Below are 25,531 nucleotides of genomic sequence, written 5' to 3'. Positions count from 1 at the left end.
GCCGTTGGACGAGCTGGAGGTCGAAGACGAGTTGGACGAGCTGGTCGAACCCGAAGTCGAGGAGGAGTTGGACGAGGAAGTCGAAACGCCGCTCGAGTTGGACGACGAGGTCGACACGCCCGACGAGGTCGAGGTGGATGAGCCGCCGGTCGACGAGCTGTTGGACGAGCTGGACCCGCCCGTGGACGTCGAAGTCGACGAACCGCCGGTGGAGGTGCTGGTCGAGGAACCGCCGGTCGAGGTGGACGAACCACCGGTCGACGAGGTGCTGCTGACGCTGCCGCTCGACGTGGACGACGAAACGCCGCTCGAGGTCGAGACGTTACCCGACGAGGTCGAGACACCCGACGAAGTGGAAACGCCGCCGGTCGAGGTCGAGACGCCACCGGTCGAAGTCGACACCTGGCCGCTCGACGTGCTGGTCGATGAAATATCGATGTTGATGCCGCTGCTGCCCGAACCGGACGAGCCGCTGCCGCCCGAGCTGCCGAAGAAGCCGCCGGCGAAGAACCCGCCGATGAAGCCGCCGCCGCTCGAACCGCCGACCACACCCGACGAGCTGCTGGAGCCGCTCGAGCTGGACGACACGATCGGGATCTCGCCGCTCGAACCGTACAAGGGCGGGGGCAGCGGAATCGGCGCGCCCTGGCTGGTGACGGTCACGACTGCGGGTGGGCACTGCGCCTGGGTCTGCGTAACGGTACGACGAACGACGCGCTTGACCGGGCGACGGACGACGGTGCGGCGCACGGTCGTCTTCTTCTTCGCACCGGTGGTCTGCTGCGTGTACACGCGCTGCGTCCGGGAGGTTTCGGCGACATGCACCGCGCCGCCGCCCACCAGGGCGCCGCCGCAAGCGCAAGCGCAGAGTTTTGCCAAGGCCATGCGAACCGACATGATGTCCCACTCTTCCCGTTGCCAGCGTGCAGGTTTCGACGATACCGCCAGCAGCTTGCACGCCGCTCATGCAGCAAAAGTGCAGAACAAAATATTAAGTGCAACTCGATTAACCGCCGTTTACCATCAACTTGACAGAAATTGACGGGCCGGAAACCAGAACCAGTGGTTAATGTCCGAGTTCGGTACAAATCTCGCCGCTATTCATTAGCGATTTATTAACAGGGCTGGTTAATTTCTTCAGCGAAACATGGCCGGCCATGGTTCAGCAACGCGTAATTTCCCCCGAGATATGGGACGTTTGCGCATGATTTTAGGTGATTCCACGCCTTGTGGATGGCTTCGCGCGTAAGTATAGGGCCTGCGGGCAGAAGGCGGTCTCCAGCGGCGTGCCACTGGGGAACCGGTGTTGGAGAGTTAGGGGTATGGCTTCGGTTTTGGAACGGTCCGAAGATCCTGAGAAAGGTCCGCCTCCGGCGGCAAATGACGGCGACGGTTATCGTCCGAGCGCCGACGAACCTTTCATGAATCCTAGGCAGCTTGAATATTTCCGCGACAAGCTTCTCGGCTGGAAGGACGCGATCCATCGCGAATCCGCCGGCACGCTGTCGCAGCTTCAGAGCGAGCCGCTGCGCGAGGCGGATCTGACCGACCGCGCATCGAGCGAGACCGACTGGTCGATCGAACTGCGCACCCGCGATCGCCAGCGCAAGCTGATCTCGAAGATCGACGCAGCGCTGCGCCGGATCGAGGATGGCGAGTACGGCTATTGCGAAGTCACCGGCGAGCCGATCTCGCTGGGGCGTCTCGAAGCCCGTCCGATCGCGACGATGACCGTCGAGGCGCAGGAGCGTCACGAGCGCAACGAGAAGGTCTCGCGCGAGGAATAGCCGCTGGGGAGACGGGCCGATGCTTGCGGTTTCCGGCCTGTCGATCCTTCTGGCGATTTCGTCCGTCACGGCACGTCCTGCGGACGATATCATCTTCGCATGCGATGTCGGTGCGAACCGCGTCGAAGTGATCCGCGAAGGGCGTGAGCTGGTCTATCGCTTCGGCGCGCCCGGTGGGCCGGCGCTGCGCGTAGTCGGTGATCCTGCCGCGGGCACGCTTTCCAACGCTTCGATGCCCATGCCCATTGGCGAGGCGCGGATCCTGCGCTTTCGTGCGGGCGTGCGCAGCTACATCGTCTATCATGTCTTCGATCTCGAACCGGGCGGCGATGCTCGTATGCGGCTGGACCAAGGCGGCGTGCTGGTGCTTGAGGGTGACCGCGAGGTCGAACGGCTGGCGTGCCGGATGGGCGACTGGCGCAATCTCGATGACGATCCGCTGGACGGGCAGTTCAGCGATGTCACCATGCTGGAGACATTCCCGCGCGATCCGCAGCCGCTTTATGAGCGGGTGTTGCGGGTTGCAGCTTCGGGCGGAAAGTAGGGCGTCTGGCGCCGTATCGACCAAAACCGCTCCAAATCTGTGTCTTTACGGAGGCGGATTAACGCTTTGGAGAAGGATTGCTGCTCTATTCCTGCGCGATGGTAACCCGCGATCGAGCAGTCTGAATGGACCAGTTTTCGTTTGATCCCCAGAATGCAGTCCCGTCCGACGATGTCACGGGGCAGCGGAATGGTGCGCGCGACAGCCTGATGCTGACCGCGCAGTTCCGCATCCCCGGCAAGCCGGACGCGACGGTGCGCGTGCGCAATCTTTCCTCGGGCGGCATGATGGCGGAATATGCCGAGCCGATTGCCGGCGGCACGCCGATCGAGGTCGAGGTTCGCGGTGTGGGCTGGCTGACCGGCCGGATCGCCTGGGCGGCCGAGGGCCGGGTGGGCGTGGCGTTCGATCGCGAGATCGATCCGATGGCTGCGCGTAAGCCGGTGGGCAAGGGCGGCCATACGCCGAGCTATATCAAGCCGATCCTACCGCGCCGCTGAGGCGGACACTTCATTCGTCTGTGGAAATGATGCCGGGCCTTAACCCGGCATTTTTCGTTTGCTGGTCCGGTTTTACCGGGTTTGAGCGATCACGGGCCCCGGCGCGAGGCCGGGGTCTGCGATCTTCGCACAGGAAAAAGCCGCGCTTTGTTTAGCGGCCCATTTCTTCCTTCACGCGCAGCTTCTGGCGCTTCAGTTCGCGCAGCAGGACATCATCCGGCCTGGGGCGTTGCGACTCGGCGGTAATTCGCTGGTCGAGCACTGCATGCTTGGCGTTGAGTGCCGAGAGATGCGCGGTGTGCATGGATGCGTCCTCCTTCATGTTTTCAAGGCCGGAGAATCAGTAGAACACCTTTCCGAAGGCTTGTCTCGCATGGTTTCCGCAAGTTTCGCCGAATCGGCGAAAACGCGAGACGGGCCGTTGCGGAGCAGGGTGGCTTTCGGGCAGGAAGAGGGGATGGATGAAAGCGAGATTCTGCGCCGGCTCGAGCCATTGAAGTCGGAGCATCGCGATCTCGATGCCGCGATCAACGCGCTGCTGACGATGAGCGGCGACCAGCTCCAGATCGCCCGGATGAAGAAGCGCAAGCTGATGCTGAAGGACGAGATCGCCCAGCTCGAAGACCAGCTGATCCCCGACATCATCGCGTGATTTTCTCGGCTTACGCCGAGCGCGGCGCCGGCCCGCGCCCCCACCCGGCCGCCCATAGAATGTACTTCCGTTGGGCGGCCGGGTGGGCGCGCGGACCGGCGCCGCGACAAAAACAAAGCACGGTGCCGTAACGGGACGGAAACACCGCGATATTAATCATTCAGTTACCATGAGCCCTGTGGCAGCAAGACTCCCATGACGGGGGAAATCGCAACTTCACGGATTCACCGGCGGCTTGCCGACTCGCTTTATGTCGAGGCGATGCTGCTGGCGGATGAGGCACGCGCCTATTTCGACGAGATCGGGCGGCAGGATCGCGATTCGATGGAAGCGGTCAGCCGCGTCGCATTTTCGTGCGAGTCGCTGAAGGTGACGACCCGGCTGATGCACATCATCGCCTGGCTGCTGACCCAGCGCGCGGTGGATTCGGGCGAACTGGCCCCGCGTGAGGCCTTGTCGCCCTCGCGCCGGCTGGGAACCGCGCCGGAGACCGAGGATGCAGTGCTGCATATGATGCCCGAACAGGCGCAGGAGATCATGCTGACCAGCATCGACCTATATCGCCGCGTGGCGCGACTCGATTCGGCGCTGGACGACGAACCGGTGGTGGTGACCAGCCCGGCCAAGTCGATGATGGACCGGCTGGCACTGGCGTTCTGACAGAGCTGTGCTCCGGCGAAGGCAGGAGCGCTGGCCGCACAGACAGCCCACAAGCCTCCAACGCTCCGGCCTTCGCCGGAGCACAGGAAGGTTAGGCTAGCGCTGCCTTCGCCGCCTCATATTCCGCCTTCAGCCGCTCGATCAGCACTGCGGCCGGTTCGACGCTGTTGATCGCGCCGATGCCCTGGCCCGAACCCCAGATTTCCTTCCACGCCTTCGCGCCGCCGAAGTTCATCGTGCTCAGGTCGCCTTCGGGCAGATTGTCGGGATCCATACCCGCCGCGACGATCGAACTGCGCAGATAATTGCCGTGCACCCCGGTGAAGAGGTTCGAATAGACGATATCGGCCGCCCGCCCGTCGCAGATGCCCTGCTTGTAGGGATCGACTGCATTGGCTTCCTTCGTGGCGATGAAGGCCGAGCCGATATAGGCGAGATCGGCGCCCAGCACCTGCGAGGCGAGGATCGAACGGCCGGTCGAGATCGCACCGGACAGGATCACCGGCCCGTCGAACCATTCGCGAACTTCCTGGACGAACGGGAAGGGGTTGAGCCGGCCTGCATGGCCGCCGGCGCCCGTGGCGACCAGGATCAGACCGTCGGCGCCCTTCTCGATCGCCTTGTGCGCGAACTTGTCGTCGATCACGTCGTGCAGGGTGATGCCGCCCCAGCTGTGCACCGCGTCGTTCAGTTCGGGCCGTGCGCCGAGCGAGGTGATGACGATCGGTACCTTCCACTTGGCACAGGTGGCGACGTCTTCCTCGAGCCGGACGTTCGACTTGTGGACGATCTGGTTGACCGCATAGGGCGCGGCGGGCGTGTCGGGATTGGCGGCGTCCCACGCTGCCAGCTCTTCGGTGATCTGGTGCAGCCATTCGTCGAGCTGGCTTTGCGGCCGTGCGTTCAGCGCGGGAAAGGATCCGACGATCCCCGCCTTGCACTGGGCGATGACCAGCTCGGGCACCGAGATGATGAAAAGCGGCGAGCCGATGACGGGAAGCCGCAGGTTGTCGAAGATCGCGGGAAGAGCCATGCCGGTTTCATAGCGCAACCGGAATGGCTGTCCAGTTGACGTAAGGGAAGGCAATCCGCGTGTCTCGATGGCACAGCGGATATGGGATTTCCCCTAGGTGCCCGGACGGATTATGTCTGATTTGTTTCAGTCAGAACATAATCCGGGGGGATCTGATGCGGGCGATTCGAACATTCTCGAACGAAGCGGCAATCATGTGCGCCAGCGCGTTCGTGCTGCTGCTGGCGACGGCAATCTCGAACTTCGTGCGAGTCGATGTGGATACGGGGGACGCGACCTTCGGCCAGTATCTTGGCCAGTTCACGCTTCCGGCGATGCCGCTTGTACTCGTGCTCGTGCTGGTCGCGCTGCGCAGCCGGGTTGCGACGACGATCGTCGCGGCGTTCTCGACGCTCTACTATCTCGCCGATTGGGTGATGCTGACGCTATAGGGCCGTCAGTCGACGCGCTTCAGGCCCTTGGCGAACTCTTCCGCTTTGTGGACATAGCTTGCGGCCGAGACCTTCAGGAACGCCTTGGTCGTATCGTCCAGCGGGCGGATCGCCTTGGCCGGGCTGCCGACGATCAGATAGCCGGCGGGGAATTCCTTGCCTTCGGTCACCAGCGCGCCTGCGCCGACGATGCAATCCGCGCCGATCACCGCGCGATTGAGGATCGTCGCGCCCATACCGATCAGCGTGCGGTCGCCCACGGTGCAGCCGTGCAGGATCGCATGGTGACCCACGGTCACGTCGTCGCCAACGGTACAGGGCGTGCCGGGATCCGAGTGGAGCATTGCCCCTTCCTGGATATTGCTGCGCGCGCCGACCTTGATCGCGGTATTGTCCGCGCGGATCACGGCTCCGAACCAGACGCTTGCCTGGTCGGCCAGATGGACGTCGCCGATCAGGTCCGCGCTGGGGGCTGCCCAGGCGGTGTCGGCCATGGTCGGGCGTTGCCCGGCGATTTCGTAAAGCGGCATAATGCCGGGTTTTAGAGCAGCGCCTCGAAATTGCCGAGAGGGATCTGCATCCCCATCGCAATCGCCAGCGCGACTCCGCCCAGCAGCACCGCCAATGTCGATGAAAGCGAGAAAAGGCCCCATCCGGCCATGGTCAGCATCTGCGACGAAGGCCGCTGCAGCTTCTGGTTGCGACGCATCGTCATGACGACAAACATCGCCAGCACGCCGTAAATAAACACAAAGAACTCGGTCATTTGACCCACCCCGGCAAATTCCGAGGCAAGAATAGGATCGAATGGTTAATGCTTTCAATGCCGCGCCGCACCATTGGCCGCGCGGCGGGCGCCGCTCGTCGCGTCAGTGGTCGCCGGGGGGCTTGGGCGCGGTCGCGCCGTCGGCCTTGGGCGTGTGCTTGGTGATGTAGCCGCCTGCCAGCTTGTCGAGCTTGCCCGCGCTCTCCTTCACCTTCGCGCGCAGTTCGAGCAGATGCTCCAGCTCGGCGCGATACTGGCGCAGCAGATAGGTCTCGCGCTGGGTGTCGATATCCGATCCGGCATAGCTGGTGTCGGCATAGAAATGATCGATCGCTTCGCTCAGCGACCGCACCGCGCCGGCCCAGCTGCCGAACGCGCTGCTGATCTCGGGCTCGCCGAAGCCGGTGACGGGCACGTTCGCCATGCGCGCCAGATAGGCCATCGGCTCGCTCATCTCGTTGCGCAGGTTGCGCAGCAGCGCGCGGAGCGACTCCAGGCTGGCGGGCGCGGTGCTGACCTTGGCCAGCACGCGTTCGTCGATCCGCCGCGAATGTTCCTTCACGTCGCCGCGCAGCGCCTTGATGAAGGCGAGTTCCTGCTTGCCCGGCCCCTGGGTCAGGAACGCCTTGAGCCGGATCGCCAGCACCACCGCCGCAATCGACAGGAAGAAGGCGGCCATCGCCGAGAACAACCCGGTCACGCCCGCCACGCCGATCCATACCGGCAGGGCAGGAGCGGGAGCCACGGCGTTGCCCGCCGCATTCGCCAGCAGAGTGGTGATGACCGTCATACTGCCCGCGAATCGCCCCCTTCTTCGCAATGGTTAACAGAGTTGGCGACGCGTCCAATCCCCACGCTTTGGGGAGGCTATCGTGCAGCGCGTTTTCACCATGCCGCGCGCGATTGTCCCCAAGCCATTCATTAGCGTAAGGATTGGCCCGAAGAGTTTGGAAGGGACAGCGCGTGGCGGATATCGAGGACGAGGAAGGCGAGGGCGGTCGCCGCTATCGCGCGCCGGCGCTGGAAAAGGGCATCGACATCCTCGAATTGCTGGCGGCGGAGAGTGAGCCGGTGACGCTGACCGGCATCGTCACGCGGCTGGGTCGCTCGCATGGTGAGCTGTTCCGCATGGTCCAGGTGCTCGAATTCCGCGGCTATATCGAGCAGGAGGCGGGCAGCGACGGCTATCGGCTGACCGACCGGCTCTTTTCGCTGGGCATGCAGCAGCCGCGGACGCGCAACCTGATCGAAGTGGCGCTGCCGGTGATGCGCCAGCTGACCCTGACGGTCGGTCAGGCATGCCATCTGGCGCTGCACACGCTGGGCGAGATGGTGGTGGTGGCGCGGATGGAATCGAGCGAGCAACTCGGCTTCTCGGTCCGCGTCGGATATCGCCGCCCGCTGTATCAGGCGGCATCGGGCATCGTACTCTATGCCTTTCAGCCCGCCGATGTGCGCCAGCGCTGGGAAGCGATGTTCGATCCGCCGCTGTCCGACAAGGAACTGGCCGAATTCCGCGCCCATGCCGACGAAGTGCGCGAGCGCAGCGTGGAGCTGACCCCGAGCCGCTTCGTCGCGGGGGTGACCGATATATCGGCCCCGGTGATGCGTGGCGGTGCGGCGGCGGCGGCGCTGACCGTGCCCTATCTGAAGAAGCTCCAGCCTTCGGTTTCGCGCAGCGATACGGCGAAGGAAGTCCAGGCCGCGGCCGAGCGGATCGCCGCACAGCTGGTCGAGGGGGACAGCAGGCTCTAGGTCGTCCAGCCGCCGTCGACGATGTGGATCTGGCCGGTGGTGAAGCTGGATTCGTCCGAGGCGAGATAGAGGGCGAGCGCGGCGATCTCGTCCGCCTTGCCCAATCGCCCCATCGGCTGTCGCGCGTTGAAATCGGCGCGGGCCTTTTCATAGTCGCCGGTATCGCGCAACCGTTGTTGCAGCGACGGCGTATCGACCGTGCCCGGGCAGATCGCGTTGCAGCGTATGCCCTGCGCGACGAAATCGACCGCGACATGCTTGGTCAGCCCGATCACCGCCGCCTTGGACGCGCCATAGGCGAAGCGATTGGGCACGCCGGTGACCGAACTGGATACCGAAGCCATGTTGACGATCGATCCGCTGCCCCTGGCGAGCATCGCGGGCAGCGCCGCACGGATCGTGTGGAACATCGCGGTGACGTTGATGTCGAAACTGCGCGACCAGTCGGCCTCGCTGCAATCGAGGATCGTGCCGCCCGCGACGATCCCGGCGCAGTTGAACAGCACGTTCAGCGGCCCTGCTTCGGCGAAGACGGCCTCGATCTGTGCGGGATCGGTGACATCGAGCTGGCGCGAGATGCAGCCGGGCAGATCGATCGCCTCGCGGTCGGTGGCCCAGACGGTCGCGCCTTCGCGGGCGAACAGTTCGGTGGCGGCGCGGCCGATGCCTTGCCCGGCGCCGGTCACCAACGCGGTCTTGCCCGCCAGCCTCACGCTGCCACTGCCTGCGGGATGGGTGCATGGGGATGGAGCAGGCCCTGGGCCTTGAGGTCCTCCCACAAGGCGGGCGGGATCGGCGTCGAATAGCGGGTCACGGTTTCCTGGACTTCCTTGGGGCTGGCGAGGCCGGGGATGACGCTGGCGACCAGAGGGTGCGCGAGCGGGAATTGCAGCGCGGCGGCGGCGAGCGATACGCCGTGGCGCACGCAGGCGGCTTCGAGGCGACGCGCGCGCTCGAGGATATCGGCCGGGGCCGCGGCATAGTCATAGGTCGCGCCGCCGGTGAGCAGGCCCGAATTATACGGCCCGCCGATGACGATCGAGGTGCCGGTCTCGGCGCATCGCGGGAACAGCGCGTCGAGCGCACCTTGCTCCAGCAGGGTGTAGCGGCCCGCGAGCAGGATCGCGTCGAGTTCGATCCGGTCGATCAGGTCGAGCGCGATCTCCGTCTCGTTGACGCCGATGCCGATAGCCGACACCGTGCCCTCGTTGCGCAGCCGCCGCAGCGCCGTCACGCCGCTGCCGAGCAGTTGCGCCAGCATCGCCGGATGGTTCGCGCCATGGGTCCTCGCGCCGATATCATGGACCAGCAGCATGTCGATCCGGTCGCGGTTCAGGCGGCGCAGGCTGTCCTCGTGCGAGCGCAGGATACCGTCATGCGAATAATCGTAGACCGGCTCAAACGGATCGGCGGCGACGAAGCCATGACGTTCGTCGGCGATGGGGCCATCGACCGGCACGAGCAGGCGTCCCACCTTGGTCGAGACCACCACTTCGCCGTGCAGCGCTTCGCCCAGACGGCGTTCGGCCAGGCCGAAGCCGTAATAGGGCGCGGTGTCGGCATAGGTCAGCCCGGCCGCCAGCGCTGCCTCGACCGTGGCATGCGCGTCCGCGTCGGAGACCTGACGATAGAGATTGCCGAGCGCTGCGGTGCCGAAACCGAGTTCGGGCACGAACAATTCGGTGCGGCCGATGCGTCGGCGCGGGATCATGCCTCGCCGTCCAGCGTGAAGATGCGGTGCATCGCCACCCATTTCTCGCCCTCGCCGGCATCGGGCAGGGGCTTCTGGAAGCGCCACATCAGTGCTTCCCAATCGGCGATCTCGGACGGTTGTGGCACCGCGCGAGGATAATCGAGCGCGACTTCGGCGATCATCACCAGCCGGTCTCCGCTGCGCCAGATCTCCATCGATTCGACGCCGGTCGCGCGGATATGCGCGATCACCACGGGCCACACCGCGCCGGGCGAGTGGCGCGATTCATACTCCGCGATCAGCGCCGCGTCGTCGATCAGATCCAGCGCGAAGCACAGCCTGCGCCCCATCATCCCCTCCGGAATCAGCTTTGCCCGCACCTTAGCGAATATCCCCGCTTGCGCCAGCCGCAATTGGCACATATGAAAATGTCTATCATCTACGAAAGAATATGCGTGGGAGGGGTATCCGTCTTGAAGCCGCACGAGGCGCATTCCGGCCGATCGGCAAGCACGCGATGACGGTGATCACTGGCTTGCGGGTCCTCGATATCCGCTTCCCGACTTCGGATTTTCTCGACGGTTCGGACGCGATGAATCCCGATCCGGATTATTCGGCGGCCTATTGCATTCTCGAAACCAACGCGCCGGGGCTGAGCGGCCATGGGCTGACCTTCACCATCGGGCGCGGCAACGACATCGTCTGTGCGGCGATCGAGGCGCTGGCGCCGCTGGTGGTCGGGCTGGAACTGGAATGGATCCGCCAGGACGGCGCGCGCTTCTGGCGGCACGTGACCGGCGACAGCCAGTTGCGCTGGATCGGGCCGGAGAAGGGCGTGATCCATCTCGCCACCGGCGCGGTGGTCAACGCCGTGTGGGATTTGTGGGCCAAGGCCGAGGGCAAGCCGTTGTGGCGGCTGATCGGCGAGATGACGCCGGAGGAAATCGTCCGGCTGGTCGATTTTCGCTACATCACCGATTGCATCACGCCGGCCGAGGCGCTGGCGCTGCTTAAGGATCGCGAGGCCGGCAAGGTAGCGCGGATCGAGGCGCTCGAGGCGCAGGGCTATCCGGCCTACACCACCTCGGCAGGATGGCTGGGCTATTCGGACGCGAAGCTGGAACGGCTGTGCCGTGAAGCGGTGGCCGAAGGGTTTCAGCACCTCAAGCTCAAGGTCGGACGCGATGTCGCGGAAGATATCCGCCGCGCAGGCATCGCCCGCGCTGTGATCGGTCCCGACTGCAAGCTGATGATCGATGCGAACCAGGTGTGGGAGGTGGATGAGGCCATCGTCCATCTCGGCGCGCTTGCCTTTGCCGATCCCTGGTTCATCGAGGAGCCGACCAGCCCGGACGATGTCGAGGGGCACCGCACGATCCGCGAGGGCATCGCGCCGATGCGGGTAGCGACCGGCGAGATGTGTCAGAACCGGGTGGTCTTCAAGCAGTTGATCATGCGCGGCGCGATCGACGTGGTCCAGATCGATGCGTGCCGGCTGGGCGGGGTCAACGAAGTGCTGGCGGTGCTGCTGATGGCGGCGAAATACGACCTGCCGGTCTGCCCGCATGCCGGGGGCGTCGGGCTGTGCGAATATGTACAGCATCTGGCGATGATCGACTATCTCGCCATCGCCGGGACGATGGAGGGGCGGGTGATCGAATATGTCGACCATCTGCACGAGCATTTCGTCGATCCGTGCGAAGTGCGGGGCGGGGCCTATCTGGCGCCGGCCGCGCCTGGCTTCTCGATCGAGATGAAGGCGGCGTCGCTGGCGAAATACCGCCACGGTGCCACGCGGGAAGCGGTGAGCGCGGCCTAACGCGCCGCGACCGTTCCGGCCAATCCTCCGAAATGGCTGCGCGCGGCGGTCAGCGAGAAGCTGGGCGCGGCGACGGCGGGTGCGCGCGGCGCGGAGGCAGGTTTGTCGAACGCGCAATGCTCCGCGACGAAATCCTCGTGGCGCGGCATTGCTTCCGCGCCACGCGCGATGGCGGCGCGGATGCGGGGGAGGAGGGCATGGAGCTTCTCCGCGGGCATCGCGTCGGCCAGCGGATCGTAACCCAGCGGGTGAATGCCCTGACCCTCGAGCACCGCGACCCAGCTGGCGACGTCGAACAGCTCGTCCTCGATCCGGAAGACGCGGGCGTGATGGCGCCACAGATCATATTTCTGCTGCAGCGAGTCCGGGATCGGCATCGTCCGCACCTGATCCCAGAAGGGTGAACCGGCCTTCTGGTTGGCGTGATAGTGGAGGATGATGAAGTCGCGGATCCGCTCATATTCCACTGCGGTGGCGCGGTTGTAATAGTCGATATCCGCCTGGTGGAAGTCGCGGTCGGGGAACAGGTTCACCAGCTTCGAGATCGCGGTCTGGATCAGATGGATGCTGGTCGATTCCAGTGGCTCCATGAAGCCCGAGGCGAGGCCCAGCGCGACGACGTTCTTGTTCCAGAACTTGCGCCGCTTGCCGGTGGCGAAGCGGATGCGGTTCGGCTCGGCCAGCACGTCGCCGTCCAGATTGGCGCGCAGGATCGCCTCGGCCTCGTCGTCGGACATGAAGGCGCTGCAATAGACATGGCCGTTGCCGATGCGGTGCTGCAGCGGGATGCGCCATTGCCAGCCGGCATCGTGTGCGGTCGAGCGCGTATAGGGCGTGAAGTCGCCGCCGTTTGCGCAGGGCATGGCGATGGCGCGGTCGCACGGCAGCCAGTGCGTCCAGTCCTCATAGCCGGTCTGCAGCGCGCCTTCGATCAGCAGACCGCGAAAGCCCGAGCAGTCGATGAAGAAGTCGGCTTCGTGGATCGTGCCGCTTTCGAGGCGGACGCCGCTGACGAAGCCATTTTCGTGCTGGAGCACTTCGGCGATCCGGCCTTCGTGGCGGATCACCCCGGCGGCTTCGGCATGATCGCGCAGCATTGCGGCGTAGAGGCCCGCGTCGAAATGATAGGCATAGGCGATGTTCGACAGCGTGTTCTTCGGATCGCTGGACGGGCGGCAGAACTTGCCCTGCAGCGCCGCGATGGTCGGCAGGTTGTAATCGGCCAGCTCGCCCGCGGCGTCGCCGGCCTCGGCCTTCATCCGCAGCCAATATTGGTGAAAGGGCAGCGTGCCGATGTCCGCGCCGTGGCGGCCGAAGGGATGGAAATAGCGCGATCCCGCCGCGCTCCAGTTGTGGAAATCGATCCCCAGCTTGAAGGTCGCGCGGGTGCGGCGGACGAATTCGTCCTCGTCGAAACCGAGCAGCTGGTTGAGATGCTGGATCGGCGGGATCGTCGCTTCGCCGACGCCGATCGTGCCGATCGCGTCGGATTCGATCAGCGCGATCTCGATGCGGCGTTCCTCGCCCAGCGCGCGGGACAAGGCGGCGGCGGCCATCCATCCGGCGGTGCCGCCGCCGACGATCAGCAGCTTGCGGATTGCGCGGTCGTTCATGGCGTTCCTCGTCCCCGTCCGAACATGGCGATCATCGCCTATGACATGACGCATTTTTGCGTTCAGTTTTCATATATGTCTTATTTTTTCGTAGACGCCTAGCGGGTTCGGTGGTAGCGCCGACAACGCTGGACATCTGGAAAGTGCTTTTCACAAGCGAAAATCCGGAGACGGTGACGGGAGAGGCGAGTCGAGACTGCGCAGGGCGCGGGATCCTCGATCCTCCCACGGGAAAGGCCGCTGCGGCGAACGCAGCAAAGGGGAGGATCGACATGGCTTATTCTGATCGCGAAGCCGCGGAAGGCGCGATGGGCATGATGCTCAGGCGCGGACTGCTGATCGGCGCGTCGGCAATCGCGCTGGGCTTCGCATCGCCCGCGCTGGCACAGAATGCCAAGCAGGACGACAAGGAACAGCCGGGCGACGAGGAAGACGAAGGCATCGTCGTCACCGGCCTGCGCGCATCGGTGGCTTCGGCCCAGTCGATCAAGGTCAACAGCGACCAGTTCGTCGATTCGGTGACCGCGATCGATATCGGCGCGCTGCCCGATCGCAACGTGGCCGAGGCGCTGCAGCGCATTTCCGGCATCCAGATCACCCGCAACCGCGGCGAGGGTTCGAGCATCGCGATCCGCGGCCTGACGCAGGTCCGCACCGAAGTGAACGGACGGGACAGCTTCGGCGCCTCGGGCGGCCGCGCGCTGGGCTTCGAGGACGTGCCGTCGGAACTGCTGGCGGGCGTCGACGTGTTCAAGAACCCCTCGGCCGAACTGGTCGAAGGCGCGATCGGCGGCCTGGTCAACCTGCGCACGCGCATGCCGTTCGATGCGAAGGGACTGGTGGCCGCGGCCACGCTGGGCGGGAATAATTACAGCCTGAGCCAGAGCACGCGGATCAACGGATCGGTGCTGCTCAGCAACCGCTGGGAAACCGGCATCGGCGAGATCGGCATCCTCGCCAACTTCTCCTATTTCGAGAGCAATTACCGGTCGGACGAGCTGGTGCTCGAGCCCTATGTCACCGCGACCACCGCGAACCTGCCGGCCGGCTTCACCGGGCCGAAGGAAGTGACCGACGGCGCAGGCTGGGCGACCTTCTTCGGCGATCGCGAGCGGCGCGGGGCCTATGGCGCGATCCAGTGGCGGCCCAGCCCGAACCTGGAATTCTACGGCCAGGTCTTCCACTCGCGTTACTATATCGAAGGGTCGAACCTCGGCACCTTCGTGACGCGCGGCACCGATCCCAATGGCGTCAACGGCCTGACCCCTATCGGCCAGTTCGAATTCGCGTCCGACGGCACGTTCCTGCGGGGCGGCTATGACGGGATGGCGACCAACAACAACAACCAGATCAACTTCAACATCAGCACCACGACCGACTGGGCAGGCGGCTTCAAATGGTCGCCCGCGTCCAACCTGCGCGTGAATGCCGACTTCCAATATATCCAGGCGACCGCGGAGAACCGGAACTACTCCGCCTTCGGCCAGCGGGATTCGGGCAGCTATTATGTCGATCTGCGCGGCGAGGTGCCGTCGATCACCTTCGGCCCGGCGGGCGCGGAGAATGCCTCCAACTATTACCTGATCGCGGTGATGGACCATAAGGAAGACAGCGACGCCGACCAGAAGAGCGCGCGGCTCGATCTCGAATGGGATTTCGACGATTCCAGTTTCCTGCGCAGCTTCACCGCGGGCGTGCGCTACACCGATCGTTCGGCGGTCAATCGCTCGACGCCGTATAACTGGACCTTCCTGTCGGCACCCTGGGGCGGCAACAATGTCGTGCCGCTGTCGGCCTATGGCGTGACCAATCCGTTCGTCGGCAATTTCTATGGCGGCAAGACCACGGTGCAGGCGCTGCCCGCGCTGGCACACAACCGGCTGTTCGACGCGGGCCAATTCTTCAACGAACTCTACACCCGTGCCGGCCCGTCCTGCTGCGGCCCGGCCACCCGTCCGCTGACCGAGTATAATCCGGCCACCGACATCAACGTGCAGGATGAGACCACTTATGCCGCGTACGGCATGCTGCGGTTCGGCGATACCAACGCGTTCAGCGGCAATATCGGCGTGCGCGTGGTGAAGACCGAGAATTCGGCGAGCGGGCGCAGCACGACCACCTATCGCACCACGCCGACCGGCGCCGATATCCGCATCGAGACGCCGATCAATGTCGCGCAGGAATATACCCGTTTCCTGCCCAGCCTGAACCTGCGCTACCGCGTCACGCCGGAGCTTCAGTTCCGCGCCGCCGCGTCGAAGGGCCTGTCGCGGCCGCCCTTCTACGACATGCGCGCGCTGTTCAACCTGAGCGAGAATTACGTGACGCCGGTCGGCGGCGGCACGCCAACGCTGCGCGACCGCACCGGCAGCGGCGGCAATCCGTATTTGAAGCCGCTGGAGGTGACCCAGGCCGATGTTTCGGTCGAATGGTTCCCCAACAGCAGCACGCTGCTGTACGGCACCCTGTTCTACAAGGACCTGACCAACTTCCTGACCAACGCGGTCTACACGCTGAATGCCGATGTGCCGGGCAAGGGATCGCAGCCCTTCCAGGTCACCGCTCTGGTCAACGGGACCAAGGGCAAGGTGAAGGGCTTCGAAATCGGCGGGAACACCTTCTTCAACTTCCTGCCCGCGCCGTTCGACGGCTTCGGTGTGCAGGGCAATCTGACCTATGTCGACAGCTCCGCGCCGGGCGCGGTGGGCACGCTGGCCAACGGCATCGTCGTGCCGACCACGCTGCAGGGCCTGTCCAAGTGGAGCTACAACGCGGTTGCGATGTACGAGAAATACGGGCTGCGCATCCGGGTCGCGTACAATTGGCGCGACAATTATCTCGATACGATCTCGGGCAACGGCACCGGGGCGATCCCGATCTATGTGAAATCCTATGGCCAGATCGACGCGTCGATCGCCTATGATATCTCACCCAATGTCAGCGTGGTGCTCGACGTGGTGAACCTCACCAACGAGGACAAGATCCAGTATCAGAATGTCGAGAACCATCCGCGCAAATATCAGCTGGACGATCGCCGGATCGGGTTCAGCATCCGCTTCCGCAACTAGGGCGATGCGACGCCTGTTGCGTTCCGCGCTTGCGCTTCTCGCGTGCCTCAGCGCTGCCATCGCCACACCGGCGATGGCGGCCGAGGTGCCGCGGATCGTTTCGAAAAATGGCCGCCACGCGCTGATGGTCGATGGTGCGCCGTTCCTGATGCTGGCGGCGCAGGTCCATAATTCGAGCAATTATCCGGCGATGCTGCCGAAGGTGTGGCCGGTGATCGACCAGATCCAGGCGAACACAGTGCAGGTGCCGGTCGCGTGGGAGCAGATCGAACCCGAAGAGGGCAAGTTCGACTTCTCGTTCGTCGACACGCTGCTGAAACAGGCGCGCGAGCATGATGTTCGGCTGGTGCTGCTGTGGTTCGCGACCTGGAAGAACACCAGCCCGCATTATGCGCCGCGCTGGGTGAAGACCGACAACAGGCGCTTTCCGCGCATGACCAATCGCGAGGGCAAGACGCATTACGCGCTGACCCCGCATTCGCGCGTCACGCTGGAGGCGGACAAGAAGGCGTTCGTCGCGCTGATGACGCATTTGCGCGCGGTGGACCCGCAGAACACCGTCATCATGATGCAGGTGGAAAATGAGCCGGGCAGCTATGGCAGCGCGCGCGATCATTCGCCCGAGGCCAACCGCCTGTTCGCCGGGCAGGTGCCCGCCGCGCTGGTGAAGCAGACCGGCAAGAAGCCCGGCACCTGGACCGAACTCTATGGCCGCGATGCCGAGCTGTTCTTCCACAGCTGGTATCTCGCCCGCTACATCGACGAGATCGCGGCGGCGGGGAAGGCGATCAAGCCGCTGCCGATGTATGCCAATGCCGCGCTGCCGGGGACTCCCTTCGCATGGCAGGACCCCAACACCTATGCCTCGGGCGGTCCCGCCAACACGGTGATCGACGTGTACGAGGCAGCGGCGCCGCACCTCGATCTGGTGTCGCCCGACATCTACAATCCCGATCACAAGACCTATCTCGGCTTCCTCGACGCCTATGCGCGGGCGGACAATCCGCTGTTCGTTGCCGAGACCGGCAATGCGAAAGCCTATGCCCGCTATTTCTTCGCGACGATCGGGCGGGGCGGGATCGGCTGGTCGATGTTCGGCATGGACCAGAGCGGTTATTCCAACTTCCCGCTCGGCGCCAAGGTGCTGGACGACGAGACGATCGGGCTGTTCGCGCGCAATTACCGCCTGTTCGCGCCGATGCAGCGCGAATGGGCGAAGCTGGCGTTCGAGGGGCAGGTGTGGGGCGTGGCCGAGCCGACCGACGCCGATGCCAAGTTCACCCAGACGATCGATCTGGGTGAGCACAAGGCGATAGTGACCTTCGGCCGCGGCCAGTTCGGCTTCGATCCGCCCAAGGGCAATGGCGAGCCACGCGGCGGCCTGGCAATCGCGCGGCTGGGGCCGGACGAATATCTGGTCACCGGCTTCGATGCGCGGATCGACTTCGCCTTCACCGCGGCGGACGGGCGCAACCTGATGTTCGACCGGGTCGAGGAAGGTTATTTCGACAAGGGCAAATGGGTGTTCGTCCGCGTGTGGAACGGAGACCAGACCGATTACGGACTGAACTTCACTGGTGTGCCGCAGGTGCTGCGCATACGCTTGGCCAGCTGGCGATAAGGGAGAGAGATGTGAGGCAGGGATTCCTCGGCGTCGCGGCGCTGACGCTGTCGCTGTTCAGCGGCACGGCGCTGGCCTCCGATGTCGTGCAGGTCGCGCATGGCGTGGTGGTGACGCCCGACAGCGGCCCGGCCAAGCGGGTGCGGGTGCTTGCCTATGGCGATGCCGCGTTTCGCGTGACAGCGCTGCCAGCCGAGAGCCTCGACTTGCCGGCCAGCCTGATGGTGACGGCCAAGCCGAGCGGCGAACCGCTGGTGACGACCGCCAACGGGATCGTCACGCTGAAGCTCCCCCGTGCCACCGCCGAAGTGCGCCTGTCCGACGGCAATGTCCGGTTCCGCGATGCGGAGGGGAAAATCGTGCTGGCGGAATCGCCGCGCGGCGCCTTCGGCCAGTCGGCGACGCCCGGCTATCTGACGATCCGCCAGCAGTTCAACCGCGCCACCGACGAGGGGTTTTACGGCCTCGGCCAGCACCAGAACCGGCAGATGAACTATAATGGCGAGGACGTCGAACTCGCCCAGCACAATATGGATATCGCGATCCCCTTCGTCGTCTCGACCAAGGGGTATGGGCTGTTGTGGGACAATAATGGTATCACCCGCTTCGGGAATCCGGTGCCCTATGCCCATGTCGGGCAGGGGTTGCGGGTCACCAGCGGCGGGCAGGCGGGCTGGAAGGCCGATTATTATCTGGGCGACCGGCTGGCGGTGAGCCGGCGCGAGGCGTTCATCGACTATCAGTTCATCAAGGACCAGAAGAACTGGCCCGAAGCCGCCAAGGCCCAGACCGTCGCCACTCCCGAGAGCGGGCAGAACACTGCGGGGCAGGTCGTCGGCAAGCAGCATGTGGTTTGGACCGGCACGGTGACGCCGGATGCGACCGGCACGCACAAGTTCCGCCTCTATGCCTCGAGCTACATCAAGGTGTTTGTCGACGGGAAGCAGGTGGTCGACGCGTGGCGGCAGAACTGGAATCCGTGGTTCCGCAACTTCGATCTGGCGATGACCAGGGGCAGGCCGGTCGAGATCCGGATCGAGTGGGAGCCGAATGCCGGTTATCTCGCGCTGTTCCATTCCGATCCGCTGCCCGCGACCGACCGCAATTCGCTGTGGATGTCGTCCGAAGTGGCGAAAGGGCTCGACTATTATGTCGTGACCGGCGCGAACATGGATGCGGTGATCGGCGGATATCGTCATCTGACCGGCAAGGCCGAGATGATGCCGCTCTGGGCCTATGGCTTCTGGCAGAGCCGCCAACGCTACGAGACGCAGGAGCAGTTGCTCGGTGTGGTGCGCGAATATCGCAAGCGGCAGATCCCGATCGACAATATCGTGCAGGACTGGTTCTACTGGCCCGAGGACCAGTGGGGCAGCCACGAGTTCGACCCCAAGCGTTTCCCCGATCCGGTGGGGATGGTGAACGAGGTCCATGCGCTCAATGCGCGCGTGATGATCTCGGTCTGGCCGAAATTCTATCCCAACACCAAGAACGCGCAGGAACTGGCGGCCAAGGGCTATCTCTATCGCGGCAATCTGGAGGCGAAGGAGAAGGACTGGGTCGGGCCGGGCTATGAGAATACCGATTACGATCCCTATGCTCCGGAGGCGCGGGCGATCTATTTCCGGCAGGTGCGCGAGCAGCTGGTCGACAAGGGTTTCGACGCCTGGTGGATGGACGCGACCGAGCCGGATATCCATTCCAACCTCTCGATCGAGCAGCGCGCCGAGCGGATGGGGCCGACGGCACAGGGGCCGGGCGCGGCGTTCTTCAACAGCTTTCCGCTGGTGCATGGCGAGGGCGTCGCGGACGGGCTTCGCGTGGCGCAGCCGGACAAGCGGCCCTTCATCCTGACGCGTTCGGGCTTTGGCGGTACGCAGCGGACCAGTTCGGCGCTGTGGTCGGGTGACGTCGCGGCGCGCTGGGACGATCTGCGCGACCAGATTTCGGCGGGGACGAACCTGTCCATGTCGGGCGTGCCCAACTGGACGCATGATATCGGCGGGTTCGCGGTGGAGGATCGCTATACCCGCGCCGATCCCGCGCATCTGCCCGAATGGCGCGAACTGAACCTGCGCTGGTTCCAGTTCGGCGCGTTCAGCCCGTTGTTCCGCAGCCATGGCGAGGCACCGAAGCGCGAGATCTATGAGATCGCGGCGGGCGACGACGCGATGTACCAGTCGATGCTCGACTATACGCGGCTGCGCTACCGGCTGATGCCGTACATCTACACCGTCGCCGCCGACACCTGGCACAAGGACGGCACGATGATGCGCGGGCTGGTGATGGACTTCCCGTCCGACCGGCGCGTGTGGAATATCGACGATGCGTATATGTTCGGTCCGGCTTTTCTGGTCGCGCCGGTGACGCAGTTCGGTGCGCGTAGCCGCGACGTGTATCTGCCCGATGGTGCGGGCTGGTACGATTTCGCGACCGGCATCCTCTACAAGGGCGGGCAACTGGTGAAGGCCGATGCCCCGCGCGAGCGGATGCCATTGTTTGTCCGCGCCGGTTCGATCGTGCCGACCGGCCCCGCGACGCAATGGACCGGCGAGCAGCCGGACGGGCCGATCGTGCTCCATGTCTTCACCGGCAATTCGGGCAGCTTCTCGCTGTACGAGGATGACGGGCTGAGCCCAGGCTACAAGAAGGGCGAGTTCGCCCGCGTGCCGCTGCGCTGGGACGAGGGGAAGGGCACGCTGACCATCGGCGCGCGCGAGGGCGGCTATCCGGGGATGGCGCGGAAGCGGGCCTATTCGGTGCGCTTCTATGGGCCCGGCAAGGCGGCGGTGCCGGACTTCGCCGAGAACCCTGCGCTCAGCTTCACCTATGAGGGCAAGGAGATCGTGGTTCGGCGGCCGTAAGGGGACAAAATCGGCGGTCACCGGCGGTGGCTGCCCGGCCGGGTCGAGCATCCCCTGCCGGGCGGCCACTTCGCTTTTGGGGGGGGGCGTCAGCGAACCGATCGGGCGAAGGCCAGTACTGCGGCGAAGCAGGCGGCGGGCACCAGCATGGCGGCGCTGATGGTGGTGACGTCCGATACAAAGCCCATCAGCGCGGTCAGCACCGCGCCGCCGATGATCGCCATCACCAGCAGCGACGATCCCGCCTTGGTCAGCGGACCGAGGCCGCGGATCGATAGCGCGAAGATGGTCGGGTACATGATCGACATGAACAGGCTGGTCGCGATCAGCGCGGCAAGGCCCATGCCGCCGCCGACCAGCGCCGCGAAGATGCACAGTACCACGTTGATCGCGGAGAAGACGGTGAGCAGGGTCGCCGCCGCCACCCGCTGCATCAGCGCGGCGCCGAGGAAGCGGCCGACGAACAGCAGCGCCAGCGACGCGGTGATCGCCTGTGCGGCGAGCTTCTCCGGTGTGCCGGGCAGTTCGACCTGGGTGTAGCGGATCAGATAGCTCCACACGCCGACCTGCGCGCCGACATAGAAGAATTGGGCGATCACGCCGCCCATGAAGCGGGGCCGGGAGATCAGGGTGCGGTAATCTTCCGCGCTGCCGGTCTCGTCCGCGGCGGGTTCGGTCGCAGCCGCGGGAAAGCGGACGAACGCGACCAATGCCGCCCATGCCAGCACGAACAGGCCGATGGCGATGTACGGCCCTTTCACCGCCTGGCTTTCGGCGGCGTACCAGCTCTGCAGCGCGGATTCGCTCATCGATGCGGTCTGTTCGGGCGTGAGCTCGACGCCGGACAGGATGAAGCTGCTGCCGATCAGCACGCCCGCGATTGAGCCGAGCGGATTGAAGCTCTGCGCGAAGTTGAGCCGGCTCTCGGCCGTGCCGGGATCGCCGAGCACGGTGATCAGCGGATTGGCCGAGGTCTCGAGAAAGGCGAGGCCGCTGGCCAGCACGTAGAGTGCGACGAGGAAGAAGCCGTAGCTGTGCGCATTGGCCGCGGGCACGAACAGCAATGCGCCCGCGCCGAACAGGCCGAGGCCGAGCACCACTGCCGCCTTGTAGCCATAGCGTTTCATGAACAGCGCCGCGGGGACCGCGAAGCAGAAATATCCGAAATAGAAGGCGGACTGGACGAGGCCAGTCTGGAAATCGCTGAGCGTGAAGGCCTTTTTGAAATGCTTCATCAGCACGTCGTTGAGATTGTTCGCCGCCCCCCACAGGAAGAAGAGGCTGACGATCAGCAGCAGCGGGATGAGGTATCTGGCTCGTGTGCCCGCTGCTGGCTCGCTCATACCAATCCTCCCCCGTCGATCCGGACTACCGGTATCATTTCGTCTTTTCTGGCACGCGGCAGCGTGATCGTCAGCCCCGTTCCGAAGCGCTCGGTCTTCAATTTTCCGCCGCCGACCAAAGTGACGCGGGTGATCTCGGCATCGGGCATCGCGTCCTTGCCGAGCGCGGTGAGCGAGACCGGCTCTTCCGGCCAGACGAGGAAGGTTGCGAGCAACGCGCCACCCTTCACCGTGTAGCGAACGTCGCGTGCGGTAAACTCGACCTTGCCTTCATTGTGCATCCCGCTGCCAAGCTGCGCCGGGCCTTCGCCGAAGATGCGCCAAGGCCGCGAGCCAAAGATCGCGGCGTCGCCGTTGCGCGCCATCCAGCGGGTGATCCCGGCGAGGATCTTCTCCTCCTCGCTGTCGATGCTGCCGTCGCCGCGCATCGGGATCGAGAGCAGTAGATTGCCGTTCTTCGACACCACGTCGCACAGCCGCTGGATCACCTTTTCGGCGGGCACGTAGCCCTTCGCCTCATAGCGCCATCGATTATAATGCCAGTCGCCGATGCAGGTGCAGGTCTGCCATGGCTCGGGCCGGATCTGGTCGAGGAACCCGCGTTCGACATCGTCGACGAGGATCGAGCGCTGGAGCGGATCGAGCTTCTTGGCGGTGGCGACGACTTCGACGCGGCCATGCCGGGCGATGCTTTGGTCGTAATAATGCGCCAGCGCCTCGAGTCCGACCGGCCCGAACGGCAGATAGTAATTGTCGAAATAGACGATGTCCGGCCGGTATTTCTCGACCAGATCCTTCTGGCGCATCAGCCAGTTCGCGACATGATGCGGGTTTTCCGGCGGCGCGAATTCCATCCAGCGGCCGCTATGCGTTTCGTGGAAATCGTTCATCGCAGGTATGCCGCGAATGCCGTCGGGCGCGATCATCGAGGGACCGGTGTAGAGCGCCTGCGGGTCGAGGCCGTCCCACCATGTGCCCTTGCCATCGGCCCTGGTCAGCCGGAACGCGTCGTAGCGCTCGCCCGCGCGCGGGCCCTCGGCATCATAGCCGTAAGCGGGCTGCCACCAGTGCCAGGCGTGGCTGCTGTGGTTCGACACGCCGAAGCGCATCCCCTCACGCCGCGCGATCTTCTCCCAAGTGCCGACGATATCGCGCTTCGGGCCGACGCGGGTTGAGTTCCATTCGTGATGGCGGCTGTCGAACAGGTCGAGATTGTCGTGATGATTGGCCATCACCATCAGATATTTGGCGCCCGCCTTCTCATAGAGGCTGAAGAGGCGTTCCGGATCCCACTTCTCACCCTTCCACTTGCCGATGATGTCGAGGAATCCGGTGTCGGCGGGGTGGCCGTATGTCTTGAGGTGATGGTCGTAGAACGGCGTGCCCTGCTGATACATTTGCCGGCCGTACCAGTCGCCGAATTCGGGCACGCATTGCGGACCCCAATGCGCCCAGATGCCGAACTTCGCATCGCGGAACCAGTCGGGCATACGATAGGCGGCGGCGAGGGCGGACCAGTTGGCCGGAGTTTCGGCGCGCGCGGCCGGGGCGGCGAGGACGCCCGCCACCGCGCCGCCGATGCTGCCTAACGCTCCGCGACGCGTGACCAAATGGCCTCTCCCTAACGGCGCACCATATTATCATTGGTGCAAATCGATTTTATGTAAGGAAATGCTAACCGCTGGATCGGCGCGGTGCAAGGGGATGCTTGCCCTGTTGGATTCGCGGCGGCATCCCGGTGCGATGACGATGGAACGGATCACGGCGGCGCAGGCGCGGCGGATCGCGCTGGGTGCGCAGGGTTTTGGCGCGAAGCGGCCGGAGGTGGCGAGTGTCGCGCATCTGCGGCGAACGCTTGACCGGGTGGGGATCCACCAGATCGACAGCGTCAACGTGCTGTCGCGCGCACACTACCTGCCGGCTTTCTCGCGGCTGGGCGGATATGATCGTAGCCTGCTCGACAGCGGCGCCTGGGGGCCGAAGCGCGAGCGGCGGATGTTCGAATATTGGGCGCACGAAGCCTCGCTGCTGCCGCTCGATCTCCACCCGCTGCTGCGCTGGCGGATGGCGCGGGCGGATCGCGGGACGATGGGCTGGACCAACATGAAGATCTTCGCGACCGAGCGCCGCGCGGATGCCGAGGCGGTGCTGGCGCGCATCCGTGACAATGGGCCGATGGCGGTATCGGACTTCGAGGAGGGGCGCAGCCGGTCGGGCTGGTGGGAATGGGGCGATGCCAAGCGCATCCTCGAATGGCTGTTCTATGCCGGACATGTCACCACCGCGACGCGGCGGGGCGGGTTCGAACGGGTTTATGACGTGACCGAGCGAGTGATCCCGCGCCGCATCCTCGACCTGCCGACCCCGCCCGAGGCCGAGGCACACAAGGCGCTGATCGAGCGTTCGGCGCGCGCGTTGGGCGTAGCGACCCGTGGCGAGCTTCGCGACTATTTCCGGCTGCGTCCGGCCGAGGGCGATCCGGCGGTGGCGGCGCTGGTGGAAGAGGGTGTGCTGGTGCCGGTCGAGGTGGCGGGATGGGGCAAGCCTGCCTTTCTTCATCGCGACGCGCGGCAGCCGCGGAGGATCGAGGCGCGGGCGCTGCTGGCGCCGTTCGATCCGCTGATCTGGGAACGCGACCGGGCCGAACGCATTTTCGGCTTCCGCTACCGGATCGAGATCTATGTGCCTGCCGAGAAGCGCGTGCATGGCTATTATGTGCTGCCCTTCCTGCTGGGCGACCGGCTGGTGGCGCGGGTCGATCTGAAGGCGGACCGGCAGCGCGGGCGGCTGCTGGTCCAGTCGCTACACATGGAACCGGGCGCGCCGGGCGAGGCGCGTGCCGAACTCGAAACCGAGCTGCATGCGATGGCCGCATGGCTGGGGTTGGATCGCGATTGATCGCCGGTTGCGGGTGACAATGCCGCGCGGCGCGGCTAGGCGGCGCGCATGATCGGGGTGATTCGAACCGGGGGACGCGTGCGCAGCCTGTTTGCTGCGATGTTCGCGCTGGCCCTGCTGGTCCGCATCGCCGTGCCGGCCGGATTCATGCCGGTCGCGACCGCGCAGGGCATCGTCGTCACCATCTGCGACGCCGTGAATGGCGGCAAGACGATGGTCGTCGATCTGGGCAATCCGGACGTTGGCGGGCAGCAATCCGACCACCAGCAAAAGGCGGAAAGCTGCGCGTTCGCGGGCATGTCCGCACCTGCGCTGGGCACCGGTGCGCCGCCGCTGCTCGCGGAACGGGCGATGCTGCTGCGCGAATTCGCGCTGGCGCCGCCTGCCGATTTCGCGCCCGGCCGCGCCGATTACCTGACCCCACCGCTCCGCGGACCACCCGCTCTGGCCTGAACGCCGGAGCCGATCGAACCCCTTCCACGTC

25 protein-coding genes are annotated in these 25,531 nt (G+C 65.0%); 14 read left to right on the top strand and 11 right to left on the bottom strand.

Translation table 11 applies throughout. The features are described 5' to 3' along the window. Positions 1-4: 4 nt before the first annotated feature. The 4 genes from P1X14_RS02520 to P1X14_RS02505 all read left to right on the top strand — a co-directional run bounded on the left by P1X14_RS02520 (position 5) and on the right by P1X14_RS02505 (position 2,831). On the top strand, positions 5-1,042 hold the full coding sequence (locus P1X14_RS02520; protein ID WP_277313735.1) for a hypothetical protein: 1,038 nt from the start codon (positions 5-7) through the stop codon (positions 1,040-1,042). A gap of 379 nt (positions 1,043-1,421) precedes the next feature. Next, complete coding sequence (gene dksA, locus P1X14_RS02515) at positions 1,422-1,787, top strand: RNA polymerase-binding protein DksA (protein ID WP_277313734.1); 366 nt, start codon at positions 1,422-1,424, stop codon at positions 1,785-1,787. Positions 1,788-1,806: 19 nt separating this feature from the next. Further along, the gene (locus tag P1X14_RS02510) at positions 1,807-2,331 is read left to right on the top strand and encodes a hypothetical protein (protein ID WP_277313733.1); all 525 of its coding nucleotides are present in this window, start codon (positions 1,807-1,809) and stop codon (positions 2,329-2,331) included. Positions 2,332-2,456: 125 nt separating this feature from the next. Then, positions 2,457-2,831, top strand: coding sequence for a PilZ domain-containing protein (locus P1X14_RS02505; protein ID WP_277313732.1), 375 nt, complete (start codon positions 2,457-2,459; stop codon positions 2,829-2,831). Positions 2,832-2,982: 151 nt separating this feature from the next. On the opposite strand, the gene P1X14_RS02500 is transcribed toward P1X14_RS02505, so the two are convergent. Next, positions 2,983-3,135, bottom strand: coding sequence for a DUF465 domain-containing protein (locus tag P1X14_RS02500; protein WP_277313731.1), 153 nt, complete (start codon positions 3,133-3,135; stop codon positions 2,983-2,985). A 153-nt stretch (positions 3,136-3,288) separates the two neighbouring features. Between P1X14_RS02500 and P1X14_RS02495 the strand changes: the two genes are divergently transcribed. Further along, positions 3,289-3,483 carry a DUF465 domain-containing protein gene (locus P1X14_RS02495; RefSeq protein ID WP_277313730.1) on the top strand — a complete coding sequence of 65 codons (195 nt, stop codon included), beginning with the start codon at positions 3,289-3,291 and terminating at the stop codon, positions 3,481-3,483. A 195-nt stretch (positions 3,484-3,678) separates the two neighbouring features. Beyond that, positions 3,679-4,143 (top strand): DUF1465 family protein, encoded by a 465-nt coding sequence (locus P1X14_RS02490; RefSeq protein WP_277313729.1) that lies wholly within the window; start codon positions 3,679-3,681, stop codon positions 4,141-4,143. Positions 4,144-4,234: 91 nt separating this feature from the next. Here P1X14_RS02490 and P1X14_RS02485 read toward each other — a convergent pair whose 3' ends face one another. Then, positions 4,235-5,176: a nitronate monooxygenase family protein gene (locus P1X14_RS02485; protein WP_277313728.1), complete on the bottom strand. Its 942-nt coding sequence runs from the start codon at positions 5,174-5,176 to the stop codon at positions 4,235-4,237. Between the two features lie 155 nt (positions 5,177-5,331). On the opposite strand from P1X14_RS02485, the gene P1X14_RS02480 reads away from it, so the two are divergent. Further along, the gene (locus tag P1X14_RS02480; protein WP_277313727.1) at positions 5,332-5,607 is read left to right on the top strand and encodes a hypothetical protein; all 276 of its coding nucleotides are present in this window, start codon (positions 5,332-5,334) and stop codon (positions 5,605-5,607) included. A 5-nt stretch (positions 5,608-5,612) separates the two neighbouring features. On the opposite strand, the gene P1X14_RS02475 is transcribed toward P1X14_RS02480, so the two are convergent. The 3 genes from P1X14_RS02475 to P1X14_RS02465 all read right to left on the bottom strand — a co-directional run bounded on the left by P1X14_RS02475 (position 5,613) and on the right by P1X14_RS02465 (position 7,163). Further along, positions 5,613-6,137 (bottom strand): gamma carbonic anhydrase family protein, encoded by a 525-nt coding sequence (locus tag P1X14_RS02475; protein ID WP_277313726.1) that lies wholly within the window; start codon positions 6,135-6,137, stop codon positions 5,613-5,615. Between the two features lie 11 nt (positions 6,138-6,148). After that, complete coding sequence (locus tag P1X14_RS02470) at positions 6,149-6,373, bottom strand: hypothetical protein (protein ID WP_277313725.1); 225 nt, start codon at positions 6,371-6,373, stop codon at positions 6,149-6,151. 103 nt (positions 6,374-6,476) lie between these two features. Further along, positions 6,477-7,163: a hypothetical protein gene (locus P1X14_RS02465; RefSeq protein ID WP_277313724.1), complete on the bottom strand. Its 687-nt coding sequence runs from the start codon at positions 7,161-7,163 to the stop codon at positions 6,477-6,479. Between the two features lie 173 nt (positions 7,164-7,336). On the opposite strand from P1X14_RS02465, the gene P1X14_RS02460 reads away from it, so the two are divergent. Continuing rightward, positions 7,337-8,128 (top strand): IclR family transcriptional regulator, encoded by a 792-nt coding sequence (locus P1X14_RS02460; RefSeq protein WP_277313723.1) that lies wholly within the window; start codon positions 7,337-7,339, stop codon positions 8,126-8,128. Here P1X14_RS02460 and P1X14_RS02455 read toward each other — a convergent pair. From P1X14_RS02455 to P1X14_RS02445, 3 genes are read right to left on the bottom strand one after another with little or no spacing between them, the layout of a single operon-like run. Next, positions 8,125-8,841, bottom strand: a complete 717-nt coding sequence (locus tag P1X14_RS02455) for an SDR family oxidoreductase (RefSeq protein WP_277313722.1) — start codon at positions 8,839-8,841, stop codon at positions 8,125-8,127. The two genes, P1X14_RS02460 and P1X14_RS02455, sit on opposite strands and share 4 nt — an antisense overlap. Continuing rightward, positions 8,838-9,839: an aldo/keto reductase gene (locus P1X14_RS02450; RefSeq protein WP_277313721.1), complete on the bottom strand. Its 1,002-nt coding sequence runs from the start codon at positions 9,837-9,839 to the stop codon at positions 8,838-8,840. The genes P1X14_RS02455 and P1X14_RS02450 overlap by 4 nt, the downstream gene beginning before the upstream one ends. Then, positions 9,836-10,171: an L-rhamnose mutarotase gene (locus tag P1X14_RS02445; protein WP_277313720.1), complete on the bottom strand. Its 336-nt coding sequence runs from the start codon at positions 10,169-10,171 to the stop codon at positions 9,836-9,838. The genes P1X14_RS02450 and P1X14_RS02445 overlap by 4 nt, the downstream gene beginning before the upstream one ends. Positions 10,172-10,338: 167 nt before the next feature. On the opposite strand from P1X14_RS02445, the gene P1X14_RS02440 reads away from it, so the two are divergent. Continuing rightward, positions 10,339-11,640: an L-fuconate dehydratase gene (locus P1X14_RS02440; protein ID WP_277313719.1), complete on the top strand. Its 1,302-nt coding sequence runs from the start codon at positions 10,339-10,341 to the stop codon at positions 11,638-11,640. Here P1X14_RS02440 and P1X14_RS02435 read toward each other — a convergent pair. After that, on the bottom strand, positions 11,637-13,253 hold the full coding sequence (locus P1X14_RS02435) for a tryptophan halogenase family protein (RefSeq protein WP_277313718.1): 1,617 nt from the start codon (positions 13,251-13,253) through the stop codon (positions 11,637-11,639). The two genes, P1X14_RS02440 and P1X14_RS02435, sit on opposite strands and share 4 nt — an antisense overlap. Before the next feature lie 272 nt (positions 13,254-13,525). Between P1X14_RS02435 and P1X14_RS02430 the strand changes: the two genes are divergently transcribed. Genes P1X14_RS02430 through P1X14_RS02420 form a run of 3 tightly spaced genes read left to right on the top strand, consistent with a single transcriptional unit; the run spans position 13,526 to position 20,806 of the window. Next, positions 13,526-16,321, top strand: coding sequence for a TonB-dependent receptor (locus P1X14_RS02430; RefSeq protein WP_277313717.1), 2,796 nt, complete (start codon positions 13,526-13,528; stop codon positions 16,319-16,321). Positions 16,322-16,337: 16 nt separating this feature from the next. Further along, entirely contained in the window at positions 16,338-17,942 is a 1,605-nt protein-coding gene (locus P1X14_RS02425) for a DUF5597 domain-containing protein (protein WP_277313716.1), read from the top strand. Positions 17,943-17,953: 11 nt separating this feature from the next. Continuing rightward, positions 17,954-20,806 carry a TIM-barrel domain-containing protein gene (locus P1X14_RS02420; protein WP_277313715.1) on the top strand — a complete coding sequence of 951 codons (2,853 nt, stop codon included), beginning with the start codon at positions 17,954-17,956 and terminating at the stop codon, positions 20,804-20,806. 89 nt (positions 20,807-20,895) lie between these two features. Here the strand turns inward: P1X14_RS02420 and fucP are convergent, their stop codons facing one another. After that, positions 20,896-22,149 carry an L-fucose:H+ symporter permease gene (gene fucP, locus P1X14_RS02415; RefSeq protein WP_277313714.1) on the bottom strand — a complete coding sequence of 418 codons (1,254 nt, stop codon included), beginning with the start codon at positions 22,147-22,149 and terminating at the stop codon, positions 20,896-20,898. After that, entirely contained in the window at positions 22,146-23,759 is a 1,614-nt protein-coding gene (locus tag P1X14_RS02410; RefSeq protein WP_277313713.1) for an alpha-L-fucosidase, read from the bottom strand. The genes fucP and P1X14_RS02410 overlap by 4 nt, the downstream gene beginning before the upstream one ends. Positions 23,760-23,892: 133 nt before the next feature. On the opposite strand from P1X14_RS02410, the gene P1X14_RS02405 reads away from it, so the two are divergent. After that, complete coding sequence (locus tag P1X14_RS02405; protein ID WP_277313712.1) at positions 23,893-25,047, top strand: crosslink repair DNA glycosylase YcaQ family protein; 1,155 nt, start codon at positions 23,893-23,895, stop codon at positions 25,045-25,047. Between the two features lie 48 nt (positions 25,048-25,095). After that, positions 25,096-25,500, top strand: a complete 405-nt coding sequence (locus P1X14_RS02400) for a DUF2946 family protein (protein ID WP_277313711.1) — start codon at positions 25,096-25,098, stop codon at positions 25,498-25,500. Positions 25,501-25,531 lie beyond the last annotated feature (31 nt).

This window comes from Sphingomonas sp. AOB5, assembly GCF_029433115.1.
Lineage (GTDB): Bacteria > Pseudomonadota > Alphaproteobacteria > Sphingomonadales > Sphingomonadaceae > Sphingomonas.
The sequence above is the reverse complement of the archived record's forward strand: the minus strand, read 5'-3'. Positions and strand labels throughout refer to the sequence as shown.